Source organism: Pedobacter sp. ok626, assembly GCF_900100435.1.
Taxonomy (GTDB): domain Bacteria; phylum Bacteroidota; class Bacteroidia; order Sphingobacteriales; family Sphingobacteriaceae; genus Pedobacter.
Genome location: NZ_FNEX01000024.1, coordinates 1 through 15101, shown reverse-complemented (window position 1 = coordinate 15101; position 15101 = coordinate 1). Strand labels below are relative to the sequence as shown.

10 protein-coding genes and 1 rRNA gene are annotated in these 15101 nt (G+C 39.5%); 10 read left to right on the top strand and 1 reads right to left on the bottom strand.

Features of this window, described 5'->3' with window-relative positions; genetic code table 11:
- Window positions 1-25: 25 nt before the first annotated feature.
- Genes BLS35_RS25300 through BLS35_RS25285 form a run of 4 tightly spaced genes read left to right on the top strand, consistent with a single transcriptional unit; the run spans window position 26 to window position 5208 of the window.
- Window positions 26-1681 carry a glycoside hydrolase family 43 protein gene (locus BLS35_RS25300; protein ID WP_090786728.1) on the top strand — a complete coding sequence of 552 codons (1656 nt, stop codon included), beginning with the start codon at window positions 26-28 and terminating at the stop codon, window positions 1679-1681.
- 10 nt (window positions 1682-1691) lie between these two features.
- Window positions 1692-2714 (top strand): pectinesterase family protein, encoded by a 1023-nt coding sequence (locus BLS35_RS25295; RefSeq protein ID WP_090786725.1) that lies wholly within the window; start codon window positions 1692-1694, stop codon window positions 2712-2714.
- A gap of 27 nt (window positions 2715-2741) precedes the next feature.
- A complete protein-coding gene (gene pelA, locus BLS35_RS25290; RefSeq protein WP_090786723.1) occupies window positions 2742-3779 on the top strand; it encodes a pectate lyase in 1038 nt (345 codons plus the stop codon).
- A 22-nt stretch (window positions 3780-3801) separates the two neighbouring features.
- A complete protein-coding gene (locus BLS35_RS25285; protein WP_254779131.1) occupies window positions 3802-5208 on the top strand; it encodes a glycoside hydrolase family 28 protein in 1407 nt (468 codons plus the stop codon).
- 5 nt (window positions 5209-5213) lie between these two features.
- Here the strand turns inward: BLS35_RS25285 and BLS35_RS25280 are convergent, their stop codons facing one another.
- Window positions 5214-6227 (bottom strand): LacI family DNA-binding transcriptional regulator, encoded by a 1014-nt coding sequence (locus tag BLS35_RS25280; RefSeq protein WP_090786717.1) that lies wholly within the window; start codon window positions 6225-6227, stop codon window positions 5214-5216.
- 188 nt (window positions 6228-6415) lie between these two features.
- Between BLS35_RS25280 and BLS35_RS25275 the strand changes: the two genes are divergently transcribed.
- The 6 genes from BLS35_RS25275 to BLS35_RS25250 form a co-directional block, all read left to right on the top strand.
- Window positions 6416-7366, top strand: coding sequence for a pectinesterase family protein (locus BLS35_RS25275; protein ID WP_090786887.1), 951 nt, complete (start codon window positions 6416-6418; stop codon window positions 7364-7366).
- Between the two features lie 260 nt (window positions 7367-7626).
- Window positions 7627-9315, top strand: a complete 1689-nt coding sequence (locus BLS35_RS25270; protein WP_090786712.1) for a glycoside hydrolase family 28 protein — start codon at window positions 7627-7629, stop codon at window positions 9313-9315.
- Window positions 9316-9449: 134 nt separating this feature from the next.
- Entirely contained in the window at window positions 9450-10967 is a 1518-nt protein-coding gene (locus BLS35_RS25265) for a tagaturonate reductase (protein ID WP_090786709.1), read from the top strand.
- Window positions 10967-12619 (top strand): UxaA family hydrolase, encoded by a 1653-nt coding sequence (locus BLS35_RS25260; RefSeq protein ID WP_090786706.1) that lies wholly within the window; start codon window positions 10967-10969, stop codon window positions 12617-12619. Before BLS35_RS25265 ends, BLS35_RS25260 begins: the two co-directional genes overlap by 1 nt.
- Window positions 12620-12671: 52 nt before the next feature.
- A complete protein-coding gene (gene uxaC, locus BLS35_RS25255) occupies window positions 12672-14072 on the top strand; it encodes a glucuronate isomerase (RefSeq protein WP_090786703.1) in 1401 nt (466 codons plus the stop codon).
- Between the two features lie 913 nt (window positions 14073-14985).
- Window positions 14986-15101 (top strand): 16S ribosomal RNA (locus BLS35_RS25250); the annotation flags it as partial.

The following is a 15101-nucleotide window of genomic DNA, read 5'->3' as shown; positions in this document are numbered from 1 at the left end:
AGGTTTATGGTAATAATATATAGATATGAATAAAAATATAAAACGTTTAGTTTTCAGCAGCTGTTTGTTAGCAGGAGCAGTGGGGGCAAATGCCCAGTCTGTTCCTGCCGGAGTAAAGTATGTTTCAAAAGTATGGGTAGCCGATCAGGGTAATGGCACATATAAAAACCCGGTACTCGATGCGGATTACTCTGATCCGGACGCAATAAGAGTAGGCGATGATTTTTATATGGTAGCTTCCAGTTTTGATGCTGTTCCGGGCTTGCCGGTTTTACATTCCAAAGATTTAGTGAACTGGACACTTATTAATCATGCTTTAAAACGTCAGCCGCCATTTGATCATTTCTCCAAAACGCAGCATGGCAATGGCGTATGGGCACCTGCCATCCGTTTTTATAAAGGTGAGTTTTATATCTATTATCCCGATCCAGATTTTGGAATCTATGTAACGAAAGCGAAAAACCCGGCTGGAGAATGGTCTGATCCCATATTAATTGAAGGTGGTAAGGGGCTGATTGATCCTTGTCCGTTTTGGGATGATAATGGAAAAGCCTACCTGGCTTATGCCTATGCGGGAAGTCGTGCCGGAATAAAGAGCGTTATCGCCGTTAAGCAACTAAACCCTGAAGGAACTAAAACACTGGATGCCGGAGTATTGGTTTACGATGGACATGAATTAGATCCTACTATTGAAGGCCCTAAATTTTATAAGCGTAATGGCTACTACTATATTTTTGCACCTGCAGGTGGTGTCTCTACCGGCTGGCAATTGGTGCTGCGATCTAAAAATATCTACGGTCCATACGAACGAAAAGTAGTAATGGATCAGGGTAATACTGCTGTTAACGGTCCACATCAGGGTGCCTGGGTAAATACACAAACTGGTGAAGACTGGTTTTTGCATTTTCAGGATAAGGATGCGTATGGCAGGGTTGTGCATTTGCAACCTATGAAATGGATCAACGACTGGCCGGTTATTGGCGTTGATAAAGATGGAGATGGGATCGGGGAGCCGGTAATGACCTATAAAAAACCGAATGTAGGTAAGGTTTATCCCATTCTGACTCCTGTAGAAAGTGATGAATTTAATAGCAGAGTTTTGGGGCTTCAATGGCAATGGCAGGCGAATCCAAAAGCAACCTGGTCGTTTATGAATACGAGTAAAGGAACACTTAGATTATTCTCTGATCAGATGCCGGACAGTGCAAAGAATTATTGGGATGTACCCAATATCTTATTACAGAAATTTCCAACTGAGGAATTTAAAGCAACGGCAAAGCTTACGTTTTCGCCCAATACAAAGATTGAAAATGAAAAAGCAGGATTGATCATTATGGGACAGAGTTATGCTAATCTTTCTATTAAAAGTAAAAAGGGAGGAAACTATCTGGTTTACTCGGTTTGTAAAAATGCGCATAAGGGAAGCAAAGAAATAGAAACAACGCTAACCAAACTGGATGCTGCTACCTTGTACTTAAGGGTAAATGTAAACAAAGGTGGAAAATGCAAATTCAGTTATAGTACGGATGGCCAGAAATTTCAAGATGCAGGAAGTGAGTTTGTGGCAACGCCTGGACAATGGGTAGGTGCTAAAGTTGGCCTGTTCTGTACCAGAGATATTAAAATTAATGATTCAGGTTATGTTGATTTCGATTGGTTCAGAATTGAACCAGTCAACTAAATGTATATAAATGAGATATTTGTTAAGGACTTCGTTATTAATTGTACTATGCTTTGTATGCTGCGTAACGCAACTCTTGGCACAGCCAACCGCTTTTCCACTGGAGATTACTGTCGCCCAGGATGGGACTGGTAACTATAAAACAATACAAGAAGCTGTAAATGCAGTACGTGATTTAGGAGAGAAAAGGGTGAAGATTTTTATTAAAATAGGAATCTATAAAGAGAAGCTGGTTATTCCTTCCTGGAAGACAAACATCTCATTGATTGGAGAGGATAAGGAAAATACCATCATCACTAATAATGATTTTTCTGGAAAGGTTTATCCGCAGGGGAAGGATGCTTTTGGTAAAGACAAGTTTACGACTTATACTTCCTATACCGTGTTGGTGCAAGGGAATGATTTAAGTATAGAAAATCTGACCATAGCCAACACTGCTGGTGCAGTGGGACAGGCTGTCGCATTACATGTGGAGGGTGATCGCTTTGTTGCGAAAAACTGCAAACTATTGGGCTTTCAGGATACGCTTTATGCCGCGACAGCGAAAAGCAGGCACTTTTACCAGGATTGCTTCATAGAGGGTACTACGGATTTTATTTTTGGTGAAGCGACAGTAGTTTTTCAAAACTGTACCATTAACAGCCTTAGTAATTCTTATGTAACAGCCGCGGCTACAAGAGCCAATCAGAAATTTGGCTTTGTGCTTTTTAACTGCACGCTTAAAGCTGCAGAAAAAGTAACAAAAGTATATCTGGGCAGACCATGGCGGCCTTACGCAAAAACGGTTTTTATAAACTGTGACTTAGGTAGCCACGTCACGCCCGAAGGCTGGAACCCTTGGAAAGGCGATGCTATGTTTCCTAATAAAGAGAAAACGACCTATTATGCTGAATTTGGGAGTAAGGGGCCGGGTGCAGCTGCAAAAGCCCGTGTAGTTTGGTCGCATCAGTTAAATGCAAAAGCAATAAAATCCTATACACTTAAAAATATACTTGGCGGTGCGGATAATTGGAACCCGTTGTCAGGAATTTAAAATCATAATTAACCGAAAATATAAACAATGAAATCATATAAAAATATAACAAAGATTGTGCTGACTGGTGTGGCCTGTCTGTTTTTTGTAGAGGTTAACGCTCAGGATCTGCAGGCTGATAATATGCTGCTGTTCCAACGGGGAAGTGGAGGCTGGTCTAAACAGTTTAAAGGTAAAGCCTTTAAATACGATGTTGAGTTTTCGGAGAGCCAAAAATCTGAGATAGCAGAAGAAGCAGCAAGAGATGATGCCAATATTGATAATGGCTCGACCGCAAAGGAAATTAGGTATTTAGTAAAGGCTTATAAAAAAGAAAACAATCCAAAATATCTTGCAGCTGCTGAGAATGGTATTCGCTATCTGTTAAAGGCCCAGTATCAAAATGGTGGATGGCCACAATATTATCCAGATAAGCATCTTTATAGAGCTCATATTACCTATAACGACAATGCGATGATCAATGCATTGAATGTTCTGCAAGATGTGGTGTTAAAGAAGAATGACTTTGATGTAGTTAGTCCGAAGTTAATTGAGCCTGGTGCCAATGCCATAAAGAAGGGGATTGATTGTATCCTGAAAACGCAGATCAAAGTAAAGGGTAAGCTTACCGCTTGGTGTCAACAGTATGATGAACGGACATTAGAACCCGCAAAGGCCAGAGCTTACGAGTTGCCTTCTATAAGTGGTTCTGAAAGTGATGAAATTGTTGAGTTCTTAATGAGCCAACCAAACCCTTCAAAGGAAATCAAGGATGCTGTAAATGCAGCCGTAGAATGGTTTCAGGCTGTGAAAATTTCGGGTTACAAAGTGATTGATGTGCCAGCTCCAGGTACAGAATTGGGCAAAGATAGACAAGTGGTAACCGATCCTGCCTCCACCATATGGGCAAGATATTATGAGATTGGAACCAACAGGCCTTTCTTTTGTGACCGTGATGGTATTGTGAAATATTCCATTCAAGATATCGGTTATGAGCGACGTAATGGATATGCCTGGTATGGGAACTGGCCAAAAAAAGTGCTTGAAAAGGCTTATCCAGAGTGGCTAAAAAGAAATAGTAAATGATTTTTTATTTTAAATAGGTACAATGATGGGGTATACGACAAATGCTAAGTATAAGCTGAGTGGCTTGATGGCAATAATTTTTGTAATGCTGGTTTTGGGCGTTAGCGCACAACAACCGATTACAGTTTGGAAAACTACGGCAGAACCATTAGCGGAAATGGCAAAGATCAGGAAGCAGATCAAGGCACCGGTTTTTCCTGCTAAAGATTTTTTGATCACCAAGTACGGTGCAAAAGGGGATGGGAAAGCGCTGAATACAGAAGCTTTTAAAAAAGCCATTGCGGATTGTGCTAAAAATGGTGGCGGAAGGGTAGTTGTCCCTTTTGGTAATTTCTTAACCGGTGCCATTCACTTAAAAAGTAATGTAAACCTGCATTTAGCAGACAGCGCAAAAATTACGTTTAGTGTAAATCCCAAGCACTATCCAATTGTGTTTGGTCGATGGGAAGGTATGGAGTTGATGAATTACTCCGCATTGATTTACGCCTATGGTCAGAAAAATATTGCGATTACAGGTACAGGAATATTGGATGGCAATGCGACGTATAAAGATTGGTATGCATGGAATGTGGGAAAACCATCAAAGCAAGTTAAAGCAAGAGATCTGTTGCACGAGTTAAATCATAAACAAACCAATCCTAAGACGAGGGTATTTGGTGAGGACGACTTTTTACGCCCTAATTTTATCCAGCTTTATAGCTGCAATAATATTCTGATCTCTGATGTAAAGATGGTTAACTCACCAATGTGGAATGTAAATCCTGTATTGTGCGAAAATGTAACCATGGAAAACCTAAGGATTATTGCCCATGGTTCCAATACGGATGGTATTGATCCTGAATCTTGTAAAAATGTACTCATTAGGAATTGTTATTTTGATACAGGCGATGATTGTATTGCTATTAAATCTGGAAGAGATCAGGATGGTCGTAGAATTGGGAGAGCTGCTGAAAATCACATCATAGAGAATTGTGAGATGAAGGATGGACATGGTGGAGTGGTTATTGGTAGTGAAATATCAGGTGGAGCAAGGAATATTTTTGCCATCAATTGCATCATGGACAGTCCAAATTTAGACCGGATTTTAAGATTGAAAACGAGCTCTAGCAGAGGTGGTATTATTGAAAACGTGTTTATGAAAGACATCAAAGTGGGCGCCTATCGCGATGCTGCGGTTACATGTAACATGTTTTATGAGAAGCCGGGTGATTTTATGCCCGTGATTAGAAATATTTGGGTGGAAAATATTGATGTAGAGAAAGGTGGCGACTATGCTATTTTTGTAAACGCTTATAAAGAATCGCCGGTTGAAAATCTAAGAATGATCAATTGCAATATTCGTGGTGTAAAAACGCCAATGAAGATTGATCATGTGAAGAATTTTAAGTTGGAAAATGTAACGATCAACGGTAAGTTGATGACAAAGTAAAAGTATTAGTTGCGGGTAAATAATTCGGTATCAATCACCTTATCTTCAAAGTCTGTTACCGGATATTTACTTTCTATGAGCTGCAGCAGCATTTCTGTTGCAGTTTCCCCCATTCTAAATGCGGGTTGTCGAACAGAGCTGATGGGATACTCAAAAAGGTTTAGTACATCAGAGTTGCTGAATCCTGCGAGTGCAATTTGTTCAGGAACTTTAATGTTCAGTTTTTTCAAGACTTCAAGGCAACCAATGGATAGGCGATCACCAGCTATAAAAATTGCATCAGGCTTATCCTTTAGGTTGATCAGTTCTAAAACTGCCTGTTCTGTTTCTTCTGGAAACATACCCCCATGTGGGCAATGTTTAATGTATTCGGGATTTACTGAAATGTTATATTTATTCAGCGCGGCGGTATACCCACGTAAACGCTCAATACTTATAGATAGATGATCTGAACTGGTGAGGTGGGCAATTTTCTTATAGCCTGATTTAATCAGATGTACTGTAGCCTCGAATGCACCCTGCTCGTTATTTGCCGTGATTTTATGCGTATGGATGTCATTAGGAACCCGATCAAAAAAGACCATGGGCATACCTCTTTCATGTAAGTATTTTAAATGAGCGGTATCAGAGGTTTCGGCAGAGAGAGAAATCAGTAAGCCATCAATAGAACGGGATGCAAGGTGTTGTATGTTTATTTTTTCTCTGGCGTAAGATTCATGAGTTTGTGTAATGATTACATGGTACCCTCTGTCGTATGCAATAGATTCAATGCCATTGATGGCCTGAGAAAAATAATGATTGGCGACTTCACTGACTACCACCCCAATCGATTTCGTTCTTCGTTCTTTTAAACTTAAAGCATTCGGATTAGGCTGATAGTTTATCTTTTCAGCATATTCAAAGACTAGTTTTTTAGTTTTTGCACTAATCTCATAAGTATCCCTTAGAGCCCTGGAAACAGTAGAAGTTGATAGTCCTAGGGCATTCGCGATATCTTTTAAGGTAGGTGGCTCGAACATAAAAACTAAATAAGATGCAATATAACGTTATTCTTATAATATCAGATGGCGACATTCTCATAATGTTAATGGCGAGACTAATTATATTGGGAACGATTGCGCAAATTAAAGAGCCTGATTTGAATAATCTATTATCAAAACGATGTAATTTGTTGTGCAAAGAACTAACCAAACCTCGCGACCAGAAAATGAAGAGATTACTTTTATGCCTTACCTGTCTAATGTGTTTTTATAAAACCTTTGCCCAAAAAGCCGATTTTGTGGTGGCAAAAGATGGCACTGGTGATTTTAAAACAGTACAAGAGGCGATAAACGCTGTGCCTGACTTTAGAAACACAACCACTACCATACTCATTAAAGGCGGGGTATATAAAGAGAAACTAAATCTTTCAGCCTCTAAAAGAAAGGTGAAATTGTTAGGTGAAAGTCTGGATAAAACGGTGTTAACTTATGATGACTACGCTCAAAAGAAAAACAGTTTCGGAGAAGATATAGGTACTTCTGGATCCTCTTCTTTTTTCATTTACGCAGATGATTTTACTGCTGAGAATATCACTTTTGAGAATAGTGCCGGACCAGTTGGTCAGGCCGTTTCCCTTTGGGTTGCCGGGGATAGAGCCAGGTTTCTAAATTGCAGAATACTTGGCTTTCAAGACACCCTATATACTTACGGAAAAGGAAGCAGACAGTACTTTTATAAATGCTTTATCAGTGGTACAGTTGATTTTATATTTGGTTCGGCCACTGCGATTTTTAAGGAATGTGAAATTTTTTGCAAGAAACCCGGTTATGTTACCGCTGCCTCTACCCCAGATACGACAAAATATGGCTATGTATTTATGAACTGTAAATTGGGTGGTTCCGCACCAGATGGAACTGTTTATTTAGGTAGGCCATGGCGTCCAGCTGCAAAGACTGTTTTTTTTAACTGTGAACTCAGCCCTGTAATAAAAGCAGATGGCTGGCACAATTGGGGCAAAGAAAGTAATGAACAAACGGCTTTCTATGCGGAATATAAAAACAAAGGAATAGGAGCCCAACCTGAAAAAAGAGTAACCTGGTCGCATCAGCTTAGCGATGAAGAAGCTAAGAACTATACCACTGCACAGATATTCAGAGGCTGGGATCCTACTATTTAAAACAAACCCTTACTAGATTAAGGATTGGATCCTTCGCAAAATGAAGTTACTTCCACTAGTTTAGTTACAAAATTGGGTATGCAGAAGAGACCTTCTGAGCTTTGCTCCCTTTTCAGGGAGCCTAAGATCAGGCAGTCTCAGAAGCATATCCCTATTTTGTCTTTGGCAACGATTGCGCAGTTATTTTCCGCCTTTTTGTTTAAATCTTCTCTAAAACTGCGTAGACTTGTTTTATTGAGTGAAAATCAAATATAAATCTTATGTTCAAGTATGAAAAAGTAGTGTCTGCTCTATTTGCAGTTCCTCTATTTGTCTTCTCGTTTAATGCCATTGCGCAAAATACAAATGCTACAAAAGGATATTCCTTTGATAACCTGCCAGTAGTGGCTACAACCTCTTTTAAAAATGATACCATCAGCATTCTTAAATACGGTGCCAAAAATGATGGCCTTACTTTAAATACGAAGAGCATTAACCAAGCAATATCAGATTGCAATAAGCGCGGTGGTGGTGTTGTCCTCATCCCTGAAGGTTTATGGATTACAGGACCGATAGAGTTGAAAAGTAATGTAAACCTGCACCTAAAAAAGAATGCTTTGCTACAGTTTACCAAAGATTTTAATCAATATCCATTGGTAGAAGGCAGTTGGGAAGGTATACCTCAAATGCGTAATCAATCTCCTATATCAGCTACTAACCAGGAAAATATTGCGATTACAGGCTTTGGTATTATTGATGGAGCGGGAGATGCATGGCGGATGGTGAAAAAAGATAAACTTACCGAAAGCCAATGGAAAGACCTGTTGGCATCTGGTGGAGTCTTGAGTGAAAATAAGAAGATCTGGTATCCTTCAGAAAAATCACTTAAAGGCTCAAAGATGAAAGATCCCGGCTTGATTGCTAAAGGGAAGAGTACTGCTTTTTATGCCGAAATAAAAGATTTTTTGCGTCCTAATTTAATGGTGTTGACCAGTTGTAAACGCGTTTTACTGGAAGGCGTAACTTTCCAAAATTCACCAGCATGGAATCTTCATCCGCTAATGACAGAGGATTTAACTATCAGAAATGTATATGCTAAAAATCCATGGTATGCCCAAAATGGCGACGGACTGGATCTGGAATCTTGTAAAAATGTACTGGTAGAAGGTAGCACATTTGATGTAGGTGATGATGGGATCTGTATCAAATCAGGTCGTGACGCTGCGGGGCGTAAGCGCGGCATGCCAACAGAAAATGTAGTTATTCGCAATAGCACAGTATACCATGCACATGGTGGTTTTGTAATTGGCAGTGAGATGTCTGGTGGAGCAAGAAATATCTTTATATCAGATTGTACATTTATAGGAACAGATATTGGGCTGCGTTTTAAAACAACCAGAGGACGTGGTGGTGTGGTAGAAAACATTTACGCCAGGAACATCAACATGAAAGACATTGCAGGAGAGGCCATTCTTTTCGATATGTACTATGCTGCAGTTGATCCTATACCATTAGCAGGTGAAACGAGAGAAAACCCCAAATTGAAGTTGCTGCCCGTTACGGAAGAAACACCTGTGTTTAGGAAGTTTTACATCAATAATGTAGTTTGTGATGGCGCTGAGAAAGCTATATTTGTTAGAGGCCTGCCAGAAATGAGTATCAGCGATATTTACATAGATCATTTAATCGTTAAAGCAAAAGCGGGTATTGATATTCAGGAAGCAAAGAATATAAATATTTCTAATGCTCATCTGGAAATCAAGCGTGCGCTGCCTTTAATTTATATCCAAAATGGGAAAACTATTGGACTGAAAAACATAAGCTATACCGACGCAGATTTATTGATCAAGGTAAATGGTGATAAAAATGCCGACATTATATTATCAGAAACCAATACTGCAAACGCAAAGCTGCAAACTGAGTTTGGTCATGGAGCCGGATCCAATGTATTGCAAATAAAAAAGAAATAGATAGTAAAACTAGTGTTACACCGATTTAACGCAATCGTTATCGATAACGTTTGCGTAAATAATTACGCTGAAACAGCATTTTTAACTTATAATAATTGCGTAGACTTGTTTTACGACCGTATTAAAAACTGAATATGAACTTATCAAAAGATACGTTAAACGACATTAAAGCTGTCGATTTAATCCTTCCAAAAGAAGAACTATTTAACCTTCCTGAAAAAGTATTGCAATTTGGAACAGGAGTTCTGTTGCGTGGATTGCCTGATTATTTTATAGATAAAGCCAACAGAAATGGCCTGTTTAACGGCAGGGTAGCTGTAGTTAAATCGACAAGTAAAGGAGGGACTAAGGAATTTGATGCACAAGACGGTTTATACACAATCTGTGTAAGAGGGATTGAAAACGGACAGGCTGTTGAAGAAAATATCATTTCATCAGCCATCAGTCGCGTACTTACTGCAGACCAGGATTGGGACACGATATTGGAGATTGCCAGTGCGCCAGAATTAAATATCATTGTGTCCAATACCACAGAAGTGGGGATACAGTTGGTAAAAGAAAGTACAACTCAAAAACCACCGGTATCATTTCCGGCTAAGTTGTTAGCCGTTTTATATGCCAGATATAAAGCTCTAGGCTCAATAGCATCAGCTGATCTTGCCGTAATTGCTACAGAATTGATTTCAGATAATGGAAAGAAATTGGAGGCCATCGTACTTGAGCTTGCAGCTTTTAACCAATTGGAAGAGGCATTTGTGACATGGTTAAATACACATATTCGTTTTTGCAATTCGTTGGTAGATCGTATTGTTCCAGGTAAACCAGATGCCGCTGCGCTAGCAAAACTAGAAGCAGCGCTTGGCTACACCGATGAGCTGATCATTATGGCCGAGCCTTATCGCTTATGGGCAATTGAAGGCGACGAGAAGGTTTCGACTTTACTGGGACTAGAAGCTGCAGATCAAGGGGTAATTGTAAGACCTGATATTGAAATCTTTAAAGAATTGAAAGTGCGTTTGCTAAACGGATCGCATACACTTACCTCAGGCATAGCCTACCTTTCGGGTATCGATACGGTAACTAAGGCGATGGACAATGAGGCTACCCGCAACTACGTAAAAGAGTTGATGATGCAGGAAATTGTGGGTGCTATACCTTATGATGTAGCCGAAGGAGAAGCTGTAGCATTTGCCAACACAGTAATTGATCGTTTTGCCAATCCAAATATTGAGCATTTATGGATCAACATTACTTTTCAGTACACCATGAAAATGAAAATCAGGGTGCTACCGGTATTGCTAAACTATTATAAAATAAACAATAAAGTACCAAGTCACATTGCTTTCGGTTTTGCTGCATTCCTGTTGTTTATGAAAGTAGCAAGAAAAGAAGGCAACCAGTATTTTGGAACTTACGAAGGTAAAGAATACCTGATTACTGATGACGAAGCGTCATATTTCCATGAGGTTGCCCAACAAAGTGAGGCAGATTACGTAGATTTATTATTAGCGAACAGTGCATTATGGGGGGCTGATCTTTCGGCACTTGATGGTTTTAATCGTACTGTAAAAGAGAATTATAACAATATATTGAAAAACGGCGTGGCTAATGCTTTGAATAGCATTGATCAATCACTACAAGTATCAAAATAATGAAGCAAAGAATATTAAAGGTTCACCCTAAAGATAATGTGCTAGTTGCGCTTACGGACCTTGTGAAAGGGGAAGAGGTGATTTACGAAGGTCAATCTTATTTGCTGACCGACAATGTACCTGCAAAGCATAAATTTACTACTACAGATATGGCGGCTGGTGATCAGTTGATCATGTATGGTGTTTTAGTTGGTAAGGCCCAAATAGATATTCCGGTAGGTTCTATTATTACTACCAGTAATATTAAACATGCTGCAACGGAGTTTAACACTACGGATGCACACATCGATTGGGAAAAACCGGACATTACTGAATGGAAAGGCAGAACCTTTAATGGCTTTCATCGTACGGATGGGCAGGTAGGAACAGCCAACTACTGGTTGGTGATACCAATGGTTTTTTGTGAAAACAGGAACCTTGAGGTGATCCAGGAAGCATTGATGAACAATCTTGGTTATGGTAGAAATGAAAACTACCAGGTGCAAGCCAAAGAATTGATGTCTCTTTACGAAAAGGGTGCCAGCGTAAACGATATTTTAAATGCGGAGTTGACTTATTCGGAAAATGTTGCAAAGCAAAACCGCATGTTCCCAAATGTGGACGGCATTAAGTTTTTAACACATACAGGTGGCTGTGGTGGTACTCGTCAGGATTCTGAAACCCTTTGTGGTTTGTTAGCTGGTTATATTACCCATCCAAATGTTGCCGGTGCAACGGTTTTAAGCTTAGGCTGCCAGAATGCACAGGTAAGCATCCTTAAAGAAGAGATAGAAAAAAGGAGCCGTAATTTTGATAAGCCGCTTTATATTCTGGATCAGCAAACGATAGGTAAAGAATCGGAATTATTGGGACAAGCGATTAAACAAACTTTTGCTGGTTTGATTCAAGCCAATGCGAACGAAAGAAAGCCCGCTGCATTAAGTAACCTTTGTATCGGTCTGGAATGTGGTGGTTCTGATGGTTTCTCCGGAATATCAGCAAACCCGGCAATTGGTTATGCTTCTGATTTATTGGTAGCGCTTGGTGGATCAGTGATTCTTGCAGAGTTCCCTGAACTTTGTGGTGTAGAGCAAAATCTGAGCGATCGTTGTGTAGATAAGGAAGATGCTGAGCGTTTTGAGCATCTGATGAAAACATATAGCAAAAGAGCGACCGAAGCTGGTTCTGGTTTTGATATGAACCCTTCACCGGGTAACATCAAAGATGGTTTGATTACTGATGCCATTAAATCTGCTGGTGCTGCTAAAAAAGGAGGGACTTCTCCTGTTGTTGCAGTATTAGATTATCCAGAGAAAGTTTCTAAACCAGGGTTGAACTTATTGTGTACGCCGGGTAATGATGTGGAGTCTACAACTGCCGAAGTAGGATCGGGGGCTAACGTGGTGCTTTTTACTACAGGATTGGGCACACCAACGGGTAATCCTATTGCTCCAGTGATTAAAATATCGAGTAATACCAAATTGTTTAACAAGATGAATGACATCATTGATTTGGATACAGGGCCTATTATTGATGGCGACGAAACCATTAAAGAGGCGGGTAGCCGGATTTTGGATTATGTAATTGGTGTTGCAAGCGGTACAACCACTGTAAGTGCAGTGCGCCACATTCAGGATGATTTTATTCCGTGGAAAAGAGGTGTTTCCTTGTAAGGGGCACGACATAAATAATCAACATATATATACTATATACAAGTAGCGTTAGATGAAGAATTTTTTAGATGATAATTTTCTTTTAGAAACTAAAACAGCAGAGAAGCTGTATCATAATTATGCCAAGCATATGCCGGTGATTGATTATCACAATCATTTGATTCCTGAGCAGATTGCAAATGATATCAATTTTGAAAACATTACACAGGTTTGGTTGGCGGGCGACCATTATAAATGGCGTGCTATGCGGGCAAATGGCGTGGATGAATATTATATTACCGGGGGAGCAACTGATCTGGAGAAATTTAAAAAATGGGCAGAAACAGTTCCTTATACTTTAAGAAACCCATTGTATCATTGGACGCACCTGGAACTACAACGCTATTTTGATATACATGAAGTATTGTCGGGGGATAATGCAGAACGTATATATAATGAATGTACTGCTAAACTTCAAACGGCAGAGTATTCTGTTCAGAACTTACTTCGCAAAATGAAGGTGGAAACTTTATGTACTACTGATGATCCGCTTGATAGCTTGGAGTTTCACCAGAAAATCAAGAATGATGGGGTAGATATAAATGTATTCCCAGCTTTTAGACCAGATAAGGCTATGAATGCTGATGATGTAGCGGGATTAAACGTTTATATCAATAAGCTTGCAGAATTGACAGGTGGAGAAATTAACGATCTGGACGTTTATCTTTCAGCTTTGAAATCGCGCCATGATTATTTCGCAGCCAATGGCTGTACAGTTTCTGACCATGGTTTGGAGCAGATTTATGCAGAGGACTATACGCTAGCAGAGGTGAAGACTATTTTTACAAAGATTAGGGCTAATGCAGCTTTAACGTTAGGGGAGGTGTTAAAGTTTAAATCGGCTATGTTGTTCGAATTTGCCCTTTGGGATCATGAGAAAGGTTGGGTACAACAATATCACCTTGGTGCTTTAAGAAACAACAACAATAGGTTGTTAAGTCAGTTAGGACCCGATACAGGTTTTGATTCAATAGGTGATTTTAGTCAGGGTAAACAGCTATCTAAATTTTTAAACAACTTGGATTCGCAGAACAGATTGGCTAAGACCATTTTGTATAACCTAAATCCAGCCGATAATGAATTGATGGCAACTATGATTGGAAATTATAACGATGGAACTGTTGCAGGAAAAGTGCAATGGGGATCGGGATGGTGGTTCCTTGATCAGAAGGATGGAATGATTAAACAGATCAACGCTTTGTCTAATATGGGGCTGTTGAGTCGTTTCGTAGGTATGCTTACCGATTCAAGGAGCTTCCTTTCTTACCCTCGCCATGAGTATTTCAGACGTATTTTATGTAATCTGTTTGGCGAAGACGTAGAAAAAGGCGAATTGCCGGACAACACGGAGTGGATTGGACAGGTGGTACAAGATATCTGTTATAATAACGCTAAATCGTATTTCAACTTTTAATACTCAGTTTTAATTTTAGATAGGCCCTTTTGATAGAAATATCGTAAGGGCTTTTTTGTGGAATAAGGTTCTAGTTGGGGGTAATTCAGGCAGGGTCTAAGACAAACAGTTAGATTCTCCCTACCTCATAGGTACATGGCAGGTATATGGAAGGTGTTTACACCTATGATGTACCTGTGAGGTAGGGCTGAGGTACCTAGGAAGTACCTGTTTGCCTTGGAGCCTGACCGAACGATAGGTGTATATATATACTACCATGTATGGGGCAGCTTGTATGGCCATTCTGAATCGCTATTTCTGTTGGTTTATATTTTTTTAGTTTTTCTTATTGTTTTTCAGTGAGTTATGGCTTGTTTAGAGATAATAGTTTATTTAAGTTTGTGGGGGCGTATAATTTTCCTACTTTTGCATCCCGCTTCGGAGGAAGGGTTTGTGTGAAAAGGATAAAGATGAAGGTTGAAATAAGGGGTTAGAAAAAGAGATTGGTATTTCTTTATGATGAGTTGAAAGACTCGGAAAATAAAAGATATAAAGTTTGATAAAAAAGCTTGACAATACCAAAAAGATTTCTACCTTTGCAATCCCAAACAGAACGGGAGTTATCAAACGGAGTTTGTTAACGGAATAAAAAGATTGAAACGTTGAAAAATCGAAACAGAGATCAGGAACATTAAGACCAGGTTGAAACTGAAGAAAAGGAAACGAAGAAATATAAAGAAGATCCGTGAGGTGATTCGCGAAGTTCATTAAAGAGATGTCATTTATAAAGTATAGCAAGGTAAGATAGTACGGTTTCAAAGTACATGAAAACCAAAGCTATTTTTTCAAGTCAGAATCTAACTAGACAATATAATTAGAATAAGACTATTATTAATACAAGTTAAGAATGGTCAGTGTTCAAACATAACATTTTACAATGGAGAGTTTGATCCTGGCTCAGGATGAACGCTAGCGGCAGGCCTAATACATGCAAGTCGAACGATACCAATGGGCTTGCTCATTGGGAAAGTGGCGCACGGGTGCGTAACG